The organism is Streptomyces albidochromogenes (assembly GCF_005981925.1).
GTDB classification, from domain to species: Bacteria; Actinomycetota; Actinomycetes; order Streptomycetales; family Streptomycetaceae; genus Streptomyces; species Streptomyces albidochromogenes.
The window spans coordinates 1-18,463 of sequence record NZ_VBVX01000122.1 but is presented as its reverse complement, the minus strand read 5'-3'; the positions used below and the strand labels follow the sequence as shown (position 1 = coordinate 18,463).

Genomic DNA, 18,463 nt, shown 5'->3' with positions numbered 1-18,463 from the left:
GGCCCGCGGGGGAGTGTCGGTGCGGGGGCCGTCGCAATGGAGGGCCGGGACCTCGTAAGGTCGTGTCCGTGTTGGAGGAGATGCGGATACGGTCGCTGGGCGTCATTGATGACGCCGTCGTCGAGCTGTCACCGGGGTTCACCGCGGTGACGGGTGAGACCGGCGCGGGCAAGACCATGGTCGTCACCAGCCTCGGGCTGCTGCTCGGCGGGCGCGCCGACCCCGCCCTCGTGCGGATCGGGGCCAAGGCGGCGGTCGTCGAGGGGCGCATCACCGTGCCCGCCGACGCGCCCGCCGCGGTTCGCGCCCAGGAGGCCGGGGCCGAACTCGACGACGGGGCGCTGCTGGTCAGCAGGACCATCTCGGCCGAGGGCCGATCGCGGGCCCACGTGGGCGGGCGGTCGGTTCCGGTGGGGCTCCTCGCGGAGCTGGCCGACGACCTCGTCGCCGTACACGGGCAGACCGATCAGCAGGGCCTGCTGCGGCCGGCCCGGCAGCGGCAGGCGCTCGACCGGTACGCGGGTGACGCCGTCGCCGTGCCGCACGCGAAGTACGCGGCCGCATACCGGCGGCTGCGCGCCGTCGCGGTGGAACTGGACGAGCTGACCACCCGGGCCCGCGAGCGCGCCCAGGAGGCGGACCTGCTGCGCTTCGGGCTCGACGAGATCGCGGCAGTCGAACCGCGCGCCGGCGAGGACGTCGAACTCGCCGCAGAGGCGGAGCGGCTGGGACACGCCGAGGCACTGGCCTCCGCGGCGTCGGTCGCGCACGCCGCGCTCGCCGGGAACCCCGAGGATCCGGAGAGCGTCGACGCGACCACGCTGGTCGCCGGGGCCCACCGGGCGCTGGACGCCGTACGGTCGCACGATCCGGCTCTCGCGGTGCTCGCCGAGCGGATCGGCGAGATCGGGATCCTGCTGGGCGACGTGGCGGGGGAGCTGGCCGGGTACGCCGACAACCTCGACGCCGATCCCCTGCGGCTGTCCGCCGTGGAGGAGCGCAGGGCGGCGCTCACCCAGCTCACGCGCAAGTACGGCGAGGACGTCGGGGCCGTGCTCGCCTGGGCGCAGGACGGCGTCGCGCGGCTGACGGAGCTGGAGGGCGACGACGACCGGATCGGCGAGCTGACGGCCGAGCGGGACGCCCTGCGGGACGAACTGGGCGCCCTGGCGCAGGCGTTGACCGACGCGCGGACCGAGGCGGCGAAGAAGTTCGCGGACGCGGTCACCGAGGAGCTGGCCTCGCTCGCCATGCCGCACGCCCGGGTGACCATCGACGTCCGGCAGACCGAGGACCCCGAGGGGATCGACGTCGGCGGGCGGCCGGTGGCCTACGGGGCCTCCGGAGCCGACGAGGTCGAACTGCTGCTCGCGCCGCATCCCGGTGCGCAGCCGCGGCCGATCGCCAAGGGCGCCTCCGGTGGTGAGCTCTCCCGGGTGATGCTCGCGGTGGAGGTGGTCTTCGCCGGGTCCGACCCCGTGCCGACCTACCTGTTCGACGAGGTCGACGCGGGTGTCGGCGGCAAGGCGGCGGTCGAGGTCGGGCGGCGGCTGGCGAAGCTGGCGAAATCGGCGCAGGTCGTCGTGGTGACGCACCTGCCGCAGGTCGCGGCCTTCGCCGACCGGCAGCTGCTGGTGGAGAAGACCAACGACGGCTCGGTCACCAGGAGCGGGGTCACCGTGCTGGAGGGCGAGGACCGGGTGCGGGAGCTGTCCCGCATGCTGGCGGGCCAGGAGGATTCGCAGACCGCCCGGGCGCACGCGGAGGAGCTGCTGGCCGCGGCGCGCGGCGGGGCGTAACGGGGTTCCGTGCCGCGCGGCGGCACGTGGGGTGCGGGAGCCGCGCGGGGCTCGTGGGTGGCGAGTTCCGCGCGGGGCCCACGGGTGGCGGGGCTTTGCCACCCGTTCGGGTGTGTACGCGCTCCTTGTTCACCCGTGTGGGTGATAACGGTCTGGTGCGACCAGGGGTTGGACCCTTTCGCGGTGCCGGAACGCGCGTACGGGCTGGCATCCTGAGCGACGCACCACCTCCGTTCGACGCCGACTCAGGAGCTCCGCGACGTGAGCAGCACCCCGGTCCCGCCGTACGGTCGGTCGCCGCTGAGTGTCGTCCAGGTCCTCGGCGGCGGCAGCGCGGGCAGCACCGCGCACGTCAGGTCGCTGGCCGCCGGGCTCGTCGCACGGGGGCTCCGGGTGGCAGTGTGCGCCCCCGCGCTGGTGGAGAGCGCGTACGACTTCGGCGGTTGCGGGGCGCGTTTCGTCCCCGTGCCGCGGCGCAGTGATCCGGCCGCCGTCGCGGCGCTCCGCGCGGCCTGCGCCGGGGCCGATCTGGTGCACGCCCACGGACTGCACGCCGCCGTGCGGAGCGCGCTGGCGCTGCGGGGGCGGCGGATCCCCCTGGTGGTCACCTGGCACACCCGTGCGGACGACGACGGTCCGCGCGGTCATCTGGTGCGGCTGCTGGAGCGGAAGGCGGCCCGGGCGGCGGCCGTGGTGCTGGGCACGTCGTCCGACCTCGTGGACCGGGCCCGTACCAGGGGGGCCCGCGACGCGCGGCTCGCGCCCGTCAGCGTGCCGGCGCCGCGTCCGCCCGAGAGCGCCGGCGAGAGCAAGGCCCGGGCCGATCTCGGTGCCGTCGACCGGCCGCTGGTCATGGCCGTCGGAAGCCTCGTGCGCAGCCGGGGGTACGACGACCTGCTCGACGCCGCCCGGACCTGGCGGGACATGGTTCCCACCCCCCTGCTGGTGGTGGCCGGCGAGGGCGGTGAGCGCGGCGCCCTTCAGCGGCGCATCGAGGCCGAGTCGCTGCCCGTGCGGCTCGTCGGGCGGCGCGACGACATCGGGGAGCTGCTCGCCGCCGCCGATGTCGCGGTGCTCGCCAGCCGGTGGGAGGGCCGCTCCGTACTGGCGCAGGAGGCGCTGCGGGCGGGCATCCCGCTGGTCGCGACGGCGGTGGGCGGAGTGCCGGAGCTGGTCGGTGACGCGGCCGAGCTCGTTCCGTACGGGGACGGCGCGGTGCTCGGGAAAGCCGTCGTCCGGCTGCTGGGAGACCCGGCGCGGCGGCAGTGGCTCGCCGGGGCGGGCAGGGCGCAGGCGGCCACCTGGCCGACCGAGGACGAGACCGTGGCGCAGGTGCTGAGCGTGTACGACGAGCTGACCGGCTGAGCCGAGAGCCGGCCGGGACGCGCGGGGGCCGGCCGGGCGGGGTGCCGGGCCGGCTAGGTGGTGTGGCGGCGGGCGCGCAGGGCGAGGCTGAGGGCCAGGACCGTCTGCGGGTCGTCGAGGTCCGTGCCGAGGAGCTCGGAGATGCGGGCCAGCCGGTTGTAGAGGGTCTGGCGGTTCAGGTGCAGCTCACGGGCCGTCTCGGCCTTGCGGCCCGCGTGCGCCAGGTACGTCTGGAGGGTCGGCAGCAGCGGCGGGCGGGACGTGCGGTCGTGGTCGCGCAGGGGCCCGATCGCCCGGTCGACGAAGGCCGCCAGGTCCGGGTGCTCGCGCAGGCGCCACAGGAGCAGGTCGATGTCGAGGCGGCGCGCGTCGTACCAGGGCCGGTCGGACAGGCCCTGGGCGGCCGTCGCCGTCTCGGCCGCGTGGCGCAGGCCCGCCGACGCCGCCGTCCAGCCGCCGGCCACACCGACGACCACCACCGGAGGATGCGCGCCCGCCCGTTCCAGCCCGGCCCGTTCCACGCCCGCGCGCAACGCCGCCGCCACCCGGTCGGCGACCGCCGTGCGCTCCGACTCCGAGCGCAGTCCCAGCAGCAGGGGTACGCGGCCCTCCACGGGGCGTACGCCGAGCAGCACCGGTACGCCGACCGAGGACAGCTCCTCCAGGACGGCCCGCGCCAGCACCGCCCAGTTGCCCGCCGGCGCCAGCTCGGCCGCCAGGCGCATCACGACGGGCAGCAGCGGGCCGTCGCCCGGCTTGAAGCCGAGCACCCTGGCCTGCGCCGGAGCGTCCTCCGCGGAGATGCGTCCCTCCGCCAGGTCGGTGAGGAAGTCGCCGCGGCCGCGCGCGGCGAGCTCCTCCTCCTGGCGTGCCTGCATCAGGACGACAGCGAGGATTCCGGCCGCCCGCTCCGCCGCGATCCGGTGGACCGGCAGGAGGGGCGAGGAGACCGCGAGGAGAGCGATCCTGGCCCGTACCGCTCCCGTGCCGTGGCCGCCACCCGGCACGTCCACCAGCACGCCGTTCGCGGGCGGACCGGACTCGCGGGCCTCCCGCTGGCCGCGCAGTCCCTCCCACACCTGGAGCGGATCGGCGCACGCGTCGCCCGACTCGGGCCCCGCCGCGTACAGGAGCTGCCCGTCCGCCGTCTCCAGGAAGACGGGGTTGGCCGTGAAGTCCGCCAGGATGCCGAGCACCTGGGGAATCCCACCGCCGCCGAGGAGCGCCTCCGTGCAGCGCCGGTGGACCTCCTCGGCGCGTCGCAGCAGGGTGTAGTGGCCGTTGACGATCTCCGTGTGGACCTCTTCGGTCACCGAGACGAAGGCCACCTCGCGGTGCAGCTGGACGAGCGGCAGCCCGGCCGCCCGCGCGGTCTCCACTATCGTCGAGGGCAGCCGGCTGAAGCGCGGGCCCAGCTCCACGACCAGGGCGGCGATGCCCCGGTCGGCGAGGCGGCGTACGAAGGCACGCTGCTCGGCGGGGCGGGTGCCGAGGCCCAGGCCGGTCGTCAGGAGCAGCTCGCCGCCCTTGAGCAGCGAGGCGATGTTGGGCACCTCGCCCGCGTGCACCCAGCGCACGGTGCGGTTCAGCCGGTCGGCGCCGGCGACGACCTCGGGGAGTCCGCCGCGCAGCCCCGGCAGCTCCAGCGCCCGCTGCACGGTGATGCCGCCTTGCGTGTCCACTGCGATGTACCTCGTGACGTCGTTCCCGCGATGCCCCAGGAAGGCACCGCATTCGGTGGACGCTACCCGCGTGGCCGTCCCAGGAACATCACCTCGCGGTCACGGGACAGGTCGCGCCGCCCGGCGCCCCGACAACTCGTCGCCCCCGCAACGCTTTTGAGTGACCCCGTGTCGATTGTGGTCTGCGTCACCCGGCCCAAGACTGTCGCCCCCCGTACAACAGAGAGGGCGCGGCATGTCTGACAAACCCGCACGTCAGGTCCAGCGGCTCAAGGCGAACTCGGTGGGACTGGTCGGTGTGGTCTTCATGGCGGTCGCCACCGCGGCGCCGATCACCGCCATGACCGGAAACCTCCCCATCGCCGTCGGCTTCGGCAACGGAACGGGCGCCCCGGCCGGCTACCTCTTCGCGACCCTCGTCCTGACCGTCTTCTCGGTCGGGTACGTCGCCATGGCCAAGCGCATCACCGCCGCCGGAGCCTTCTACGGATACATCTCGCACGGCCTCGGCCGCATCGCCGGCATGGCGTCCGGGATGCTCGCCGTCCTCGCGTACATCGTCTTCGAGGCGTCGATCGTCGGCATCTTCGCCTACTTCGGCCGGACGACCGTCGCCGACCAGCTCGGCGTCGACCTCCCCTGGATCGTGTACGCCGCCGGGATGCTCGCCGTCACCGGCGTCCTCGCGTACTTCGACATCAACATCACCGCCAAGGCCCTCGGCGTCATGCTCGTCGCCGAGATCGCGGTCCTCTTCGCCGTCGCCACCGCGGTCCTGCTCGCGGGCGGCGGCCCCGACGGCATCCCCGTGGAACCGATCAACCCGGTCAACGCCTTCACCGGAACGTCGGCGGGGCTCGGGCTCTTCTTCGCCTTCTGGTCGTGGGTCGGCTTCGAGTCCACCGCGATGTACGGCGAGGAGTCCCGCGACCCGAAGCGCGTCATCCCGCGCGCGACGATCATCTCGGTGGTCGGGGTGGGGCTCTTCTACATCTACGTCTCCTGGATGACGATCGCGGGCAACGGCCTCGACGGCTCGGTCAAGGTGTCGTCCTCGGCGTCGCCGCTCGATCTCTTCTTCGATCCGACGCAGGCGTTCATCGGGGCGTGGGCCGTCGACGCGTTCCAGTGGCTGCTGCTCACCGGCTCGTTCGCCTGCGGCATGGCCTTCCACCAGTGCGCCTCGCGCTACCTGTACGCGATCGGCCGGGAGGGCTTCCTGCACCCCGCCCTCGGCCGTACGCACCGCTCGCACGGGTCGCCGTACATCGCGTCGTACGTCCAGTCCGGCATCGCCACCCTCCTGGTCGCCGCCTTCTGGCTGGCCGGTGAGGACCCGTACATCCACCTCTACACGCTCCTGGCGATCCTCGGCACGATGGCGATCCTCATCGTCCAGACGCTCTGCTCGTTCGCGGTGATCGGCTACTTCCGGAAGAACCACCCGGAGGACCGGCACTGGTTCCGGACCTTCACCGCTCCGCTCCTGGGCGGCATCGGCATGATCGCTGTCGTCGTCCTGCTCGTGCTCAACATGGAGACCGCGGCCGGGCTCGCCGCCGACTCCCTGTTCTTCGAGCTGATCCCGTGGATCGTCGGCCTCGTCTTCTTCGGCGGCCTGGGACTCGGCTTCCACCTCAAGACCAAGCAGCCCGAGCGCTACGAGATCATCGGCCGGATCGTCCTCGAGGACGCGGCCGAGCGCACCGACGACAGCCAGACCAGTCAGCCAGCCGCGACCGTCTGAGGAGCTCGCCATGTCCCGTACGCCCGTCATGCACGCACTGCGACAGCTCGCCGCCGAGCACGCCGCCGCCCGCAGGCTGCGCATGCCCGCCGCCGACGTCCGCGGCTCCAGCCGCCGTGAACTGCTCGCCCGGGCCGCCGCCCTCGGCCTGGGCGCCGCCCTGGCCGGCCCCGCTGCCGCCGCCCACGCCGCGCCGGTCCCGACGGCCGCCCCGGGCGCGGCGGCGCCCAGGATCGCGGTGGTCGGCGCGGGCATAGCCGGCCTCACCGCCGCGCTGACCCTCAAGGACGCGGGCCTCGGCTGCACCCTCTACGAGGCGAACCCCGCCCGGGTCGGCGGCCGCATGTGGACCCAGCGGGACCACTGGGCGTACGGGCAGACCTCCGAAATCGGCGGGGAGCTCATCGACACCAGCCACAAGAAGATCCTCGAACTGTGCCGCCGCTTCGGCCTGGCGACGGAGGACTTCCTGGGCGGCGGTCCGAACGGCGCCGAGGAGGTGCTCTGGTTCAACGGGGCCTACTACCCGCGCGAGCAGGCCGACGAGGACTTCAAGGACGTCTTCCAGGCCCTCCACCGCGACCTCCAGGAAGCGGGCGAGGTGAGGTGGGACGAGAGCACCCCGGCCGGGACCGCCCTCGACACCATGTCGATCCACCAGTGGATCGACTCCCGCGTGCCCGGCGGCCACTCCTCGTCGCTCGGCCGCTTCATCGACGTCGCCTACAACGTGGAATACGGCGCCGACACGTCCGAGCAGTCGGCGCTCGCCCTGGTGCTCCTGATGGGCTACCAGCCGAACCCGGGTCACTTCAACGTATGGGGGCTGTCCAACGAGCGGTACCACATCACCGGCGGCAACGACCAGCTCCCGCGCGCCGTCGCGCAGGCCCTGCCGGCGGGCACGATCCGGATGGGGATGCGGCTGACCGCGGTAAGGGCCAACGCCAATGGCACCCAGACCCTTACCTTCACCAACGGGGGAACGACCACGACCGTCACCGCGGACCACACCGTCCTGTGCGTGCCGCTGCCCGTTCTCCAGAGCCTCGACTTCTCGGCCGCGGGATTCGACCCGCGCATGAGGAATCTGCTGCGCGATGCCCGCATGGGCCACTGCACCAAGCTCAACATGCAGTTCTCGGCGCGTCCGTGGCGGGGTTCGGGCCCCTGGCCCGGGGTGTCGGCGGGCGACTGCTTCACCGACAGCGACGTACAGCAGACCTGGGACACCACCAAGCTGCAGCCCGGGACCGGCGGCATCCTCATCCAGTACGGCAGCGGCCGGCTCGCCAGGGAGCTCGCCCCGGCCACACCCTTCGCCACCGAGTCGGACCCCTACGTACGGGAACTCGCCGCGCGCCGTTCCCGGGAAGTGGACGCGTTCTTCCCGGGAACGTCGAGAACGTGGACCGGGAAGGCCCAGTTGTCCGCCTGGCACCGCGACCCGTACGCCCTGGGCGCGTACTCGTACTGGCCCGTCGGCTACCTGCACCGCTACGCCGGCTACGAGGGCACTCCGCAGGGGAACGTCCACATCGCCGGCGAGCACTGCAGCTACGACTTCCAGGGCTTCATGGAGGGCGGCGCGACCGAAGGGGAACGCGCCGCCCGCCAGGTGATCGGCAAGCTGCTCTAGTCAGCCGCCGTACGCACCGCTCGCCGTCAGCCGCAGTGCCGTGTCGATCAGCGGCACGTGGCTGAAGGCCTGCGGGAAGTTGCCGACCTGGCGCTGCAGCCGGGAGTCCCACTCCTCGGCGAGCAGCCCCAGGTCGTTGCGCAGCCCCAGCAGCTTCTCGAAGAGCTTGCGCGCCTCGTCGACCCGCCCGATCATCGCCAGGTCGTCGGCGAGCCAGAACGAGCACGCCAGGAACGCGCCCTCGTCGCCCTCCAGGCCGTCCAGGCCCGCGTCGTCCCCCGCGGTCGGGTAGCGCAGTACGAAACCGTCCTCCGTGGACAGCTCGCGCTGGATCGCCTCGATCGTGCCGATGACCCGCTTGTCGTCGGGCGGCAGGAAGCCGACCTGCGGGATGAGGAGCAGGGAGGCGTCCAGCTCCTTGGAGCCGTACGACTGCGTGAAGGTGTTGCGCTCCGGGTCGTAACCCTTCTCGCAGACCGTGCGGTGGATCTCGTCGCGCAGCTCGCGCCACTTCTCCACCGGGCCGTCCGCGTCACCCATCTCGATCAGCTTGATCGTCCGGTCGACGGCGACCCAGGCCATCACCTTGGAGTGCACGAAGTGGCGGCGCGGGCCGCGCACCTCCCAGATGCCCTCGTCCGGCTGGTCCCAGTGGTCCTCCAGGTAGCGGATCAGCTTCAGCTGGAGCAGCGAGGCGTAGTCGTTGCGCGTCAGACCCGTCATGTGGGCCAGGTGCAGCGCCTCGGTGACCTCGCCGTACACGTCCAGCTGCAACTGGTGCGCCGCGCCGTTCCCGACGCGTACGGGCGTCGAGTTCTCGTAGCCGGGCAGCCAGTCCAGCTCCGCCTCGCCCAGCTCGCGCTCGCCCGCGATGCCGTACATGATCTGGAGGTTCTCCGGGTCGCCCGCGACCGCCCGCAGCAGCCACTCGCGCCAGGCGCGCGCCTCCTCGCGGTAGCCGGTGCGCAGCAGCGACGACAGGGTGATCGCCGCGTCGCGCAGCCACGTGTAGCGGTAGTCCCAGTTGCGTACGCCGCCGATCTCCTCCGGGAGCGAGGTCGTCGGCGCGGCGACGATGCCGCCCGTCGGGGCGTACGTCAGGGCCTTCAGGGTGATCAGCGAGCGGATGACGGGCTCGCGGTAGGGCCCGTGGTACGTGCACTGCTCGACCCAGTCGCTCCAGAACTCGGCCGTTGCCTCCAGCGATGCCTCGGGATCCGGCAGCGGCGGCTCCGCCTTGTGCGAGGGCTGCCAGCTGATGGTGAAGGCGATCCGGTCGCCGGGCGCGACGGTGAAGTCGGAGTACGTCGTCAGGTCCTTGCCGTACGTGTCGGTGTCGGCGTCGAGCCACACCGCGTCGGGCCCCGCGACGGCGACCGTGCGCGTGTCGACCTTGTGGACCCACGGCACCACGCGCCCGTAACTGAAGCGCATGCGCAGGGCGGAGCGCATCCGCACCCGGCCGCTGACGCCCTCGACGATCCGGATCACCTGGGGGGCGCCGTCACGCGGCGGCATGAAATCCGTCACCCTGACGGTCCCGCGCGGGGTGTCCCACTCGGATTCGAGGATCAGGGAGTCCCCGCGGTAGCGGCGGCGGGCCGCGGCCGGGGGCCCCGCGTCGGCCGCGTGGGCGGGGCCGATGCGCCAGAAGCCGTGCTCCTCGGTGCCGAGCAGGCCGGCGAAAATGGCGTGTGAGTCGAAGCGGGGGAGGCACAGCCAGTCGATCGTGCCGTCCCTGCAGACCAGCGCCGCTGTCTGCATGTCTCCGATAAGTGCGTAGTCCTCGATGCGCCCGGCCACGTTGCAATCTCCAGTCGAACGGCCACGTTCGCCCCCATGGGGCACTTGCGGTCAGGGGATTTCCGACGAGCTCTTGGTCCCGGGAGCGGGCGGGGATGGTGCCTTCGCCGGCCGGCTCGCAGCGATGTATCCGAGCAGGATACGTCGCAGCCAAGTGCTCTGCGCGACGGTACCGGCAACACGAGTCCGCCGAACGGCCGCGCTACGGGTGAGTTGTGTGAGGGCCCGGTTGAGCCACGGGCGGCCGGTAGCCGCCTGTACGGCCCGCGTCGCGGCGCGTGGCCGGAAGCGGCCTCCTCCCGTCGCTGATAGGCTGGTACCCCGTGGACCGGTGGCCAGTCTGTGACGATCAGGCGCCCCGAAACCGCAGCGACGGCACCACCCGGATTCCGGGCCGGCGGCCGGTACGCACCTCACTTCGCGACCACGGGAGCCCCCTCTTGGCGATGCCGCCCAAATCCATGACGACCAAGCACATCTTCGTCACCGGGGGTGTCGCCTCCTCCCTCGGTAAGGGCCTGACGGCCTCCAGCCTGGGTGCGCTGCTCAAGGCGCGGGGCCTGCGGGTCACGATGCAGAAGCTCGACCCGTACCTGAACGTCGACCCCGGCACGATGAACCCCTTCCAGCACGGCGAGGTGTTCGTCACCAACGACGGCGCCGAGACCGACCTGGACATCGGCCACTACGAGCGGTTCCTCGACGTCGACCTCGACGGCTCGGCCAACGTCACCACCGGCCAGGTCTACTCGCAGGTCATCGCCAAGGAGCGGCGCGGCGAGTACCTGGGCGACACGGTGCAGGTCATCCCGCACATCACCAACGAGATCAAGCACCGCATCCGGCGCATGGCCACCGACGACGTCGACGTGGTCATCACCGAGGTCGGCGGCACGGTCGGCGACATCGAGTCGCTGCCCTTCCTGGAGACCGTCCGCCAGGTCCGCCACGAGGTCGGCCGTGACAACGTCTTCGTCGTCCACATCTCGCTGCTCCCCTACATCGGCCCGTCCGGTGAGCTGAAGACCAAGCCGACGCAGCACTCGGTCGCGGCGCTGCGCAACATCGGTATCCAGCCGGACGCCATCGTGCTGCGCGCCGACCGCGAGGTGCCGCTGTCCATCAAGCGCAAGATCTCGCTGATGTGCGACGTCGACGAGGCCGCGGTGGTCGCCGCGATCGACGCCAAGTCGATCTACGACATCCCGAAGGTGCTGCACACCGAGGGTCTGGACGCGTACGTGGTGCGCAAGCTGGACCTGCCGTTCCGCGACGTGAACTGGACCCAGTGGGAGGACCTGCTGGACCGCGTCCACAACCCCGACCACGAGGTCACGGTCGCGCTGGTCGGCAAGTACATCGACCTGCCCGACGCGTACCTGTCGGTCACCGAGGCCATGCGGGCGGGCGGCTTCGCGAACAAGGCCCGCGTCAAGGTCAAGTGGGTCACCTCCGACGACTGCAAGACGCAGGCGGGCGCCCAGAACCAGCTCGGTGACGTCGACGCGATCGTCATCCCGGGCGGTTTCGGCGAGCGCGGCGTCAACGGCAAGGTCGGCGCGATCCAGTACGCCCGCGAGAACAAGGTCCCGCTGCTCGGCCTGTGCCTCGGCCTGCAGTGCATCGTCGTCGAGGCCGCGCGCAACCTGGCCGGCATCGAGGACGCCAACTCCACCGAGTTCGACGCCGCCACCTCCCACCCGGTGATCTCCACCATGGAGGAGCAGCTCGCCTACGTCGAGGGCGCGGGCGACCTGGGCGGCACCATGCGCCTGGGCCTGTACCCGGCCAAGCTCGCGGAGGGCTCGATCGTCCGTGAGGTCTACGGCGACCAGCCGTACGTCGACGAGCGCCACCGCCACCGCTACGAGGTGAACAACGCCTACCGCGCGGAGCTGGAGAAGAAGGCGGGCATCGTCTTCTCCGGAACGTCCCCCGACAACAAGCTCGTCGAGTACGTCGAGTACCCGCGCGAGGTGCACCCCTACCTGGTCGCCACCCAGGCGCACCCCGAGCTCCGCTCCCGCCCGACCCGCCCCCACCCGCTCTTCGCGGGCCTGGTGAAGGCGGCCGTCGAGCGGCAGCAGGCCGGGCTCAAGACCGGCTCGGCCGGCAAGTAGGCGCAGGAGATACGGTTGCCGGGGTACGGGCCTTTTGGGCCGGTACCCCGGTTTTCTGCTTTCCGCACTGGGAGGACGCTTTCATGGCCATCAAGGACACCCCCGAGGAGTGGCAGGTCACCGCGACCGCTGTCCCCTTCACGGGCAACAAGACGAGTGTCCGCACGGACGACGTGGTCATGCCCGACGGGAACGTCGTCCGCCGCGACTACCAGGTGCACCCCGGCTCCGTGGCCGTCCTCGCCCTCGACGAGAACGACCGTGTCCTGGTCATCCGCCAGTACCGCCACCCCGTGCGGCACCGGCTCTGGGAGATCCCGGCCGGGCTGCTCGACGTGCCCGGTGAGAACCCGCTGGGCGCCGCACAGCGCGAGCTGTACGAAGAGGCGCACGTCAAGGCCGAGGAGTGGCACGTGCTGACCGACGTCTTTCCGACGCCGGGCGGCTGCGACGAGGCCGTACGGATCTTCTTCGCCCGCGGTCTGTCCGACGTCGAGGGCGAGCGCTTCGAGGTCGAGGAGGAAGAGGCGGACATGGAGCTCGCCCGGGTCCCCCTGCGGGACCTCGTGCGGGGCGTGCTCGCCGGCGAACTGCACAACACCTGCCTGGCCGTCGGAGTGCTGGCGCTCAGCGCCGCGCTCGCGGGCGACGGCGTCGAGGCCCTGCGCCCCGCCGACGCGCCGTGGCCCGCCCGTCCGTTCGAGGCGTGACGATCATCGTCCGATGGTGACGGTCATCTGAAAATCCGCTGATCCGAACGGGTGATCCACCCGCCGCGCTCCGCACGGTTCGTAGCAGAGCGTGAACTACGCTCGAAGTTCCCGACCGCAGTCGCGGCGGGCTTGTGCGCAGGCGGACGGGAGCGTGGCCCGTGACGGATCAGGCGGTGGACACCAGCGGCATGGCGGCGGGTTCCGCGGCAGGGCGGACGACGGGCGAGTTCTTCGGCAGAGTACGCGAGCTGAAAGAGCTGCGGGACGACATCGAGCGGGCCGGACTCGACACCCTCGCCGGCCGCAGAACTCCCCGGGCGCGGGTGCTGCTGATCGCCGGCCGCCCGGGTTCGGGCCGCACCGCCCTGGCCGCCGCACTGGCGGCGAACCTCGCCGGCGACTACCCCGACGGCACGCTCCGTGCCCGTCTGACGGACCCGGGTGGCGAGCGCGTCCCCACCGAGCGGACCGCCCGCGCCCTGCTCGACGAGCTCGACGTCCCGGTCCCGCCGGGGGCCGGTGACGACGAGCTGTCCGAGCTGGTCCGCGAGGCACTCGCGCACCGGCGTGTCCTGCTGCTCCTCGACGACGCCGCCGACGCCGAGCAGGTCGACCCGCTGCTGCCGGGCAACCCGGACTGCCTGGTCGTGGCCACGGCCCGGGGCCCGCTCACCGGCATCCCCGGCGTGCGGCCCTGCACCATCGGCGGCCTGGACACCGGATCCGCCGTGGAACTGCTCGGCCGCTTCACGGGCGCGGTGCGGATCACCGTCGATCCGACCGCCGCCGACTCGCTCGCCGAGGAGTGCGGGGGGCAGCCCGCCGCGCTCACGCTGATCGGCGGCTGGCTCGCCGCCAGCCCCAAGGCGTCGGTCGCCGATGTCACGAAGCGGCTGCACGACATGCCCGTCGACCCGGGCGAGCCCACCGGCGCGCGGCCGCTCGCCCGCACGTTCCGGTTCGTGTACGAGTCGCTTCCGCAGCCGTCGGCCAGGATGCTGCGGCTGCTGGCCCTGGCGCCGGCCGGCGTCGTGGACGCGCACACCGCGTCCGCGCTGGCCGGCTGCTCCGTCTCCGGGGCCCAGACGGCACTGGACGACTTCGCCGCGCTCGGCCTGCTGCACCGGGCGGACGGCAGGCAGTACGAGGTCCCCGGCTGCCTCGCGCCGCTGATGAGGGCGCTGATGGAGGACCGCGACCGGCCCGCCGAGGTACAGCTGGCCCGGGCCAGGATGCTGGAGCGGACAGTGCGCCGCCTCCAGTCGTGCCGGGCGATCACCGAACCCGACGGCTCGCCGGCCCGGAAAAAGCTCGCCGGGCTGCCGCGCGCGCTGCGCTTTCCCAATGTTCCGGCCGCCGCCGAATGGCTGCGGATCCGGCAGCCCGCCCTGCTCGCCTCGGCCCGGATGGCCGTCGAGGACGGAGAGCTCGACACCCTGGCCAGGCGGCTGGTGGCCGCGCTGGTACGGGCACTCGCCGCCCACCGGGGCACCGAGGCGGCGGCTCCCGAGCTGTACGGGCTGCACCGGCTCGTACTCGACGTCGCCGAGCGGTGCGGTCTGCACCGCGAGAAGGCAGCCGCACTGCTGAACCTCGCGGATCTGGACGCCCGGACCGGGCGGACGCAGGAAGCGCTGGCGCGCTACCGGGCCGCGCTGGACGCCGGACGGGCGGCGGGTGACCCGTACGCGACAGGCCGTGCGATGGAATCCGTAGGCGGTACGTACCAGGAACTGGGGGACTGGCAGCGCGCCTCCGACTGGTACGGCCGGGCGCTGGAACAGCGGCTGACCCGGGGGGAACGGGCGGACGCGGCACGGCTGTACGGGCGGCTCGGGGCCGTCCACACCTACGCGGGCCGCTACGGCGAGGCGCTGCGCAACTGGCGGGCCTCGGCCGCGGGACACCGCAAGGCCGGTGATCTGCCGGGCCACGCACGGGCGTTGAGCGAAGTGGCCCGGGTGCAGGAGTACGCGGGACGGCCCGAGGAATCGCTGCGCACCTGCCGCGAGGCCGTGGAGTGGGCGCGGCGGGCCGAGGACGTACGGCTGCACGCGGCACTGGAGTTGCGGCTCGCGGACACGCTCGACCGGCTGGGGGACCCGGCGGCGGCCCGGCTGCACAGGAACGCTGCGGAAAGACTGCTGGGAGACGAGGGTTCTGCCTACGAAATCCGCAGTACTTCGGCGAGAGATTGATGCTTTGTAAGGCTAGACAGCGGGAAATCCTTCATTAGACTGGCTCTGCCGCGTCATGCTGCGGTGTTGCCCGGGTGTGCCGTGCGTACCTGGGTATGTATGGCAATGACCCACTTTTCCCCCTGAGCCAAGGACCGTGATCGACGTGAAGGTCGGCATCCCCCGCGAGGTCAAGAACAACGAGTTCCGGGTGGCCATCACCCCCGCCGGCGTGCACGAGCTGGTGCGCCACGGCCACCAGGTCTTCGTCGAGCAGAACGCCGGCGTCGGATCTTCGATCACGGACGGTGAGTACGTCGCCGCCGGTGCGCAGATCCTGGCGACCGCCGATGAGGTCTGGGCCACCGCTGACCTGCTGCTGAAGGTCAAGGAGCCCATTGCCGAGGAGTACCACCGCCTCCGCAAGGACCAGACCCTCTTCACCTACCTCCACCTCGCCGCCTCCCGCGAGTGCACGGACGCGCTGCTGGCGTCCGGCACCACCGCGATCGCCTACGAGACGGTCGAGACCGCGAACCGCGCCCTGCCGCTGCTCGCCCCGATGTCCGAGGTCGCGGGCCGGCTGGCCCCGCAGGTCGGCGCGTACCACCTGATGCGCTCGGTCGGCGGCCGCGGCGTGCTGCCGGGCGGCGTCCCGGGCACGGCGGCCGGCGAGGCCGTCGTCATCGGCGGTGGCGTCTCCGGCTGGAACGCCACGCAGATCGCCGTCGGCATGGGCTTCCACGTGACCCTGCTCGACCGTGACATCAACAAGCTGCGCGAGGCCGACAAGGTCTTCGGCACCAAGGTCAAGACGATCGTCTCCAACTCCTTCGAGCTGGAGAAGGCCGTCGTCGAGGCCGACCTCGTCATCGGCGCGGTCCTGATCCCCGGCGCCAAGGCCCCGAAGCTCGTCACCAACGAGCTCGTCGCCAAGATGAAGCCCGGAAGTGTTCTTGTCGACATTGCGATCGACCAGGGTGGCTGCTTCGAGGACTCGCACGCGACGACGCACGCCGAGCCGACGTTCAACGTCCACAACTCGGTCTTCTACTGCGTCGCGAACATGCCGGGCGCCGTCCCGAACACCTCGACGTACGCGCTGACGAACGCCACGCTGCCGTACATCGTCGAGCTCGCGAACCGCGGCTGGGTGGAGGCGCTGCGCCGCGACGCCGCCCTGGCCAAGGGCCTCAACACCCACGACGGCCAGGTCGTTTACCGCGAGGTGGCCGAGGCCCACGCGCTGCCGCACGTGGAACTGAGCACGCTGCTCGGCTGACGCGTCAACGAAAGTCGTCAACCTCACGCAACCGGCCGGACCTTGTCGACAGGGTCCGGCCGGACGCGTTTGCGACCGCTGGCGCGCACGCGTTCAACTCGCCGTGAACGTAACCCTTTAACCGTTTCGCGACCCCTCGAAACGCGCGGTCGGCGCCTCTCTTTCGCGTCCGCGCACCCTTGACACAGGGGTGTTCCATTGCCGACACATCGGGCCGCGTCCGGCCGATTGTGTTGCTGCGGACCGGTGACACGCCATAGAGTCGCCAACCGTCGGCATGGTGCCACGCTGACCTATCGATAAGTTTCCTGGTCACGTCCAAGGAGGTAAGACGACTTGTGAATGAGTCGACATTTACTCCCGGGGGTGGTCAACCAGGGATGCCCGCACGGGGCCAGGGCCCATCGGGGCTCCAGGCTGTCGGCTCCGTCGCTGTCCGCACCTTCGCCACTCATCAGCACATGACGACAGCCCACCAGAGCATGGACGGCCTACACGTGAACGCCATGGCCGGCGACCAGAGTGGGGACAAGTCCACCACCCGTTTCGCCGACTTCGACGAGGTGCCCGAGGGGCACTTCTACGATCCCGATGCCGAGTACGAGCCCGACCCCGAGTACGCGGCCACCCTCGCACCCGACGCTGCCCGCCAGCGCCGCGAGCGGATCGGCCCGACCGGACGGCCGCTGCCGTACTTCCCTATCCCGGGCCCGCTCACCGATCACGGCCCCGCGAAGATCATCGCCATGTGCAACCAGAAGGGCGGCGTCGGCAAGACGACGTCGACCATCAACCTGGGTGCGGCGCTCGCGGAGTACGGGCGACGGGTCCTGCTCGTCGACTTCGACCCGCAGGGAGCCCTGTCGGTCGGTCTCGGCGTCAACCCGATGGAACTCGACCTGACGGTCTACAACCTGCTCATGGAGCGGGGCATGTCGGCCGACGAGGTCCTCCTGAAGACCGCGGTCCCCAACATGGACCTGCTGCCGAGCAATATCGACTTGTCGGCCGCCGAGGTCCAGCTGGTCAGCGAGGTCGCGCGCGAGTCGACACTTCAGCGCGCGCTCAAGCCGCTGATGGCCGACTACGACTACATCGTGATCGACTGTCAGCCGTCGCTCGGCCTGCTCACCGTGAACGCCCTGACGGCCGCTCACAAGGTGATCGTGCCGCTGGAGTGCGAGTTCTTCGCGCTGCGCGGCGTGGCCCTGCTGACCGAGACGATCGAGAAGGTCCAGGAGCGGCTCAACCCCGACCTGGAGCTCGACGGCATCCTCGCCACGATGTACGACTCCCGCACGGTGCACAGCCGTGAGGTGCTGGCGCGCGTCGTGGAGGCCTTCGACGAGCACGTCTACCACACGGTGATCGGACGTACCGTCCGCTTCCCGGAGACCACGGTCGCCGGTGAGCCGATCACGACGTACGCCTCCAACTCGGTCGGTGCGGCCGCTTATCGCCAGCTCGCCAGGGAGGTGCTCGCCCGGTGTCACGCCGAGTGAGTCTGCCGGGGGCCGACGAGCTGTTCCGCACGACCGGGGGAACGGCGCTGCAGTCCTCCTCCCCGCGGCGCCCGCCCGTCAACGGCGAGGCACGGGTGCCGGGACCGGCGGCCGAGAGCGACCCCGGCGCGGCGGCCGAGCCGTCCGAGGGCGCGCCGGGCGCGGGTCAGGCCGGCGGCCGCGAGGGGGCGGAGCACTCCGCCGCCGACGCGGAGGCCGGCGGGCATCGCAACAGGGCCGTGGAGGGCGACCAGGCCGCCGCTGCCGCCGTCAAGGCGCGCCGGGCCCCCGAAGGGCAGCCGCCCTCCCAGCAGGCCGCCCAGCAGCGTCCTGCGGGTCCCGTCGCGGGTGCCCAGCCGCGCCGCAGGGGCGGGCGCGGGGCGAATCGCCGCCCGAGCGGACGCGAACGCCACGACGAGAAGATCACCGTCTACGTCTCGGCCGAGGAACTGATGGACCTGGAGCACGCCCGGCTGGTGCTGCGCGGGGAGCACGGGCTCGCCGTCGACCGTGGCCGGATCGTGCGCGAGGCGGTGGCCGTCGTACTCGCCGACCTGGAGTCGCGCGGCGACGCGAGCATTCTCGTACGGCGCCTGCGCGGGCGCTGACCGGACCCTGGCTCTTATACACATCT

General features: G+C 72.0%; 12 protein-coding genes. 10 read left to right on the top strand and 2 right to left on the bottom strand.

Annotation, left to right across the window (positions count from 1 at the left end; translation table 11 throughout):
- Window positions 1-80: 80 nt before the first annotated feature.
- Together recN and E2E34_RS17535 are read left to right on the top strand one after the other, a co-directional pair.
- Window positions 81-1,799 carry a DNA repair protein RecN gene (gene recN, locus E2E34_RS17540; RefSeq protein WP_138902864.1) on the top strand — a complete coding sequence of 573 codons (1,719 nt, stop codon included), beginning with the start codon at window positions 81-83 and terminating at the stop codon, window positions 1,797-1,799.
- Window positions 1,800-2,060: 261 nt separating this feature from the next.
- Window positions 2,061-3,164, top strand: a complete 1,104-nt coding sequence (locus tag E2E34_RS17535) for a glycosyltransferase family 4 protein (protein WP_138902862.1) — start codon at window positions 2,061-2,063, stop codon at window positions 3,162-3,164.
- Window positions 3,165-3,217: 53 nt separating this feature from the next.
- On the opposite strand, the gene E2E34_RS17530 is transcribed toward E2E34_RS17535, so the two are convergent.
- Window positions 3,218-4,846, bottom strand: coding sequence for a PucR family transcriptional regulator (locus E2E34_RS17530; RefSeq protein ID WP_138902861.1), 1,629 nt, complete (start codon window positions 4,844-4,846; stop codon window positions 3,218-3,220).
- A 235-nt stretch (window positions 4,847-5,081) separates the two neighbouring features.
- On the opposite strand from E2E34_RS17530, the gene E2E34_RS17525 reads away from it, so the two are divergent.
- Both E2E34_RS17525 and E2E34_RS17520 read left to right on the top strand, forming a co-directional pair.
- Window positions 5,082-6,593, top strand: coding sequence for an APC family permease (locus E2E34_RS17525; protein ID WP_138902860.1), 1,512 nt, complete (start codon window positions 5,082-5,084; stop codon window positions 6,591-6,593).
- A gap of 10 nt (window positions 6,594-6,603) precedes the next feature.
- Window positions 6,604-8,232: a flavin monoamine oxidase family protein gene (locus E2E34_RS17520; protein ID WP_138902859.1), complete on the top strand. Its 1,629-nt coding sequence runs from the start codon at window positions 6,604-6,606 to the stop codon at window positions 8,230-8,232.
- On the opposite strand, the gene E2E34_RS17515 is transcribed toward E2E34_RS17520, so the two are convergent.
- A complete protein-coding gene (locus E2E34_RS17515; protein WP_138902858.1) occupies window positions 8,233-10,035 on the bottom strand; it encodes a glycoside hydrolase family 15 protein in 1,803 nt (600 codons plus the stop codon).
- Window positions 10,036-10,481: 446 nt separating this feature from the next.
- Between E2E34_RS17515 and pyrG the strand changes: the two genes are divergently transcribed.
- From pyrG to E2E34_RS17485, 6 genes are all read left to right on the top strand, one after another.
- Window positions 10,482-12,155 (top strand): CTP synthase, encoded by a 1,674-nt coding sequence (pyrG, locus tag E2E34_RS17510; RefSeq protein ID WP_138902857.1) that lies wholly within the window; start codon window positions 10,482-10,484, stop codon window positions 12,153-12,155.
- A gap of 83 nt (window positions 12,156-12,238) precedes the next feature.
- Window positions 12,239-12,865 (top strand): NUDIX domain-containing protein, encoded by a 627-nt coding sequence (locus E2E34_RS17505; RefSeq protein ID WP_138902856.1) that lies wholly within the window; start codon window positions 12,239-12,241, stop codon window positions 12,863-12,865.
- Between the two features lie 161 nt (window positions 12,866-13,026).
- Window positions 13,027-15,066, top strand: coding sequence for a tetratricopeptide repeat protein (locus E2E34_RS17500; RefSeq protein WP_138902855.1), 2,040 nt, complete (start codon window positions 13,027-13,029; stop codon window positions 15,064-15,066).
- Window positions 15,067-15,211: 145 nt separating this feature from the next.
- Window positions 15,212-16,327, top strand: a complete 1,116-nt coding sequence (ald, locus tag E2E34_RS17495) for an alanine dehydrogenase (RefSeq protein WP_138902863.1) — start codon at window positions 15,212-15,214, stop codon at window positions 16,325-16,327.
- 380 nt (window positions 16,328-16,707) lie between these two features.
- The gene (locus tag E2E34_RS17490; RefSeq protein ID WP_069935438.1) at window positions 16,708-17,829 is read left to right on the top strand and encodes a ParA family protein; all 1,122 of its coding nucleotides are present in this window, start codon (window positions 16,708-16,710) and stop codon (window positions 17,827-17,829) included.
- Window positions 17,814-18,437 (top strand): hypothetical protein, encoded by a 624-nt coding sequence (locus E2E34_RS17485; protein WP_138902854.1) that lies wholly within the window; start codon window positions 17,814-17,816, stop codon window positions 18,435-18,437. The genes E2E34_RS17490 and E2E34_RS17485 overlap by 16 nt, the downstream gene beginning before the upstream one ends.
- The last annotated feature ends 26 nt before the right edge of the window (window positions 18,438-18,463 follow it).

Excerpts from the sequence above, each read along its gene's own strand:
- recN (WP_138902864.1), top strand. The coding sequence starts at position 81 with ATGCGGATACGGTCGCTGGGCGTCATTGATGACGCCGTCGTCGAGCTG.
- E2E34_RS17525 (WP_138902860.1), top strand. The coding sequence starts at position 5,082 with ATGTCTGACAAACCCGCACGTCAGGTCCAGCGGCTCAAGGCGAACTCG.
- E2E34_RS17520 (WP_138902859.1), top strand. The coding sequence starts at position 6,604 with ATGTCCCGTACGCCCGTCATGCACGCACTGCGACAGCTCGCCGCCGAG.
- pyrG (WP_138902857.1), top strand. The coding sequence starts at position 10,482 with ATGCCGCCCAAATCCATGACGACCAAGCACATCTTCGTCACCGGGGGT.
- E2E34_RS17505 (WP_138902856.1), top strand. The coding sequence starts at position 12,239 with ATGGCCATCAAGGACACCCCCGAGGAGTGGCAGGTCACCGCGACCGCT.
- E2E34_RS17490 (WP_069935438.1), top strand. The coding sequence starts at position 16,708 with ATGCCCGCACGGGGCCAGGGCCCATCGGGGCTCCAGGCTGTCGGCTCC.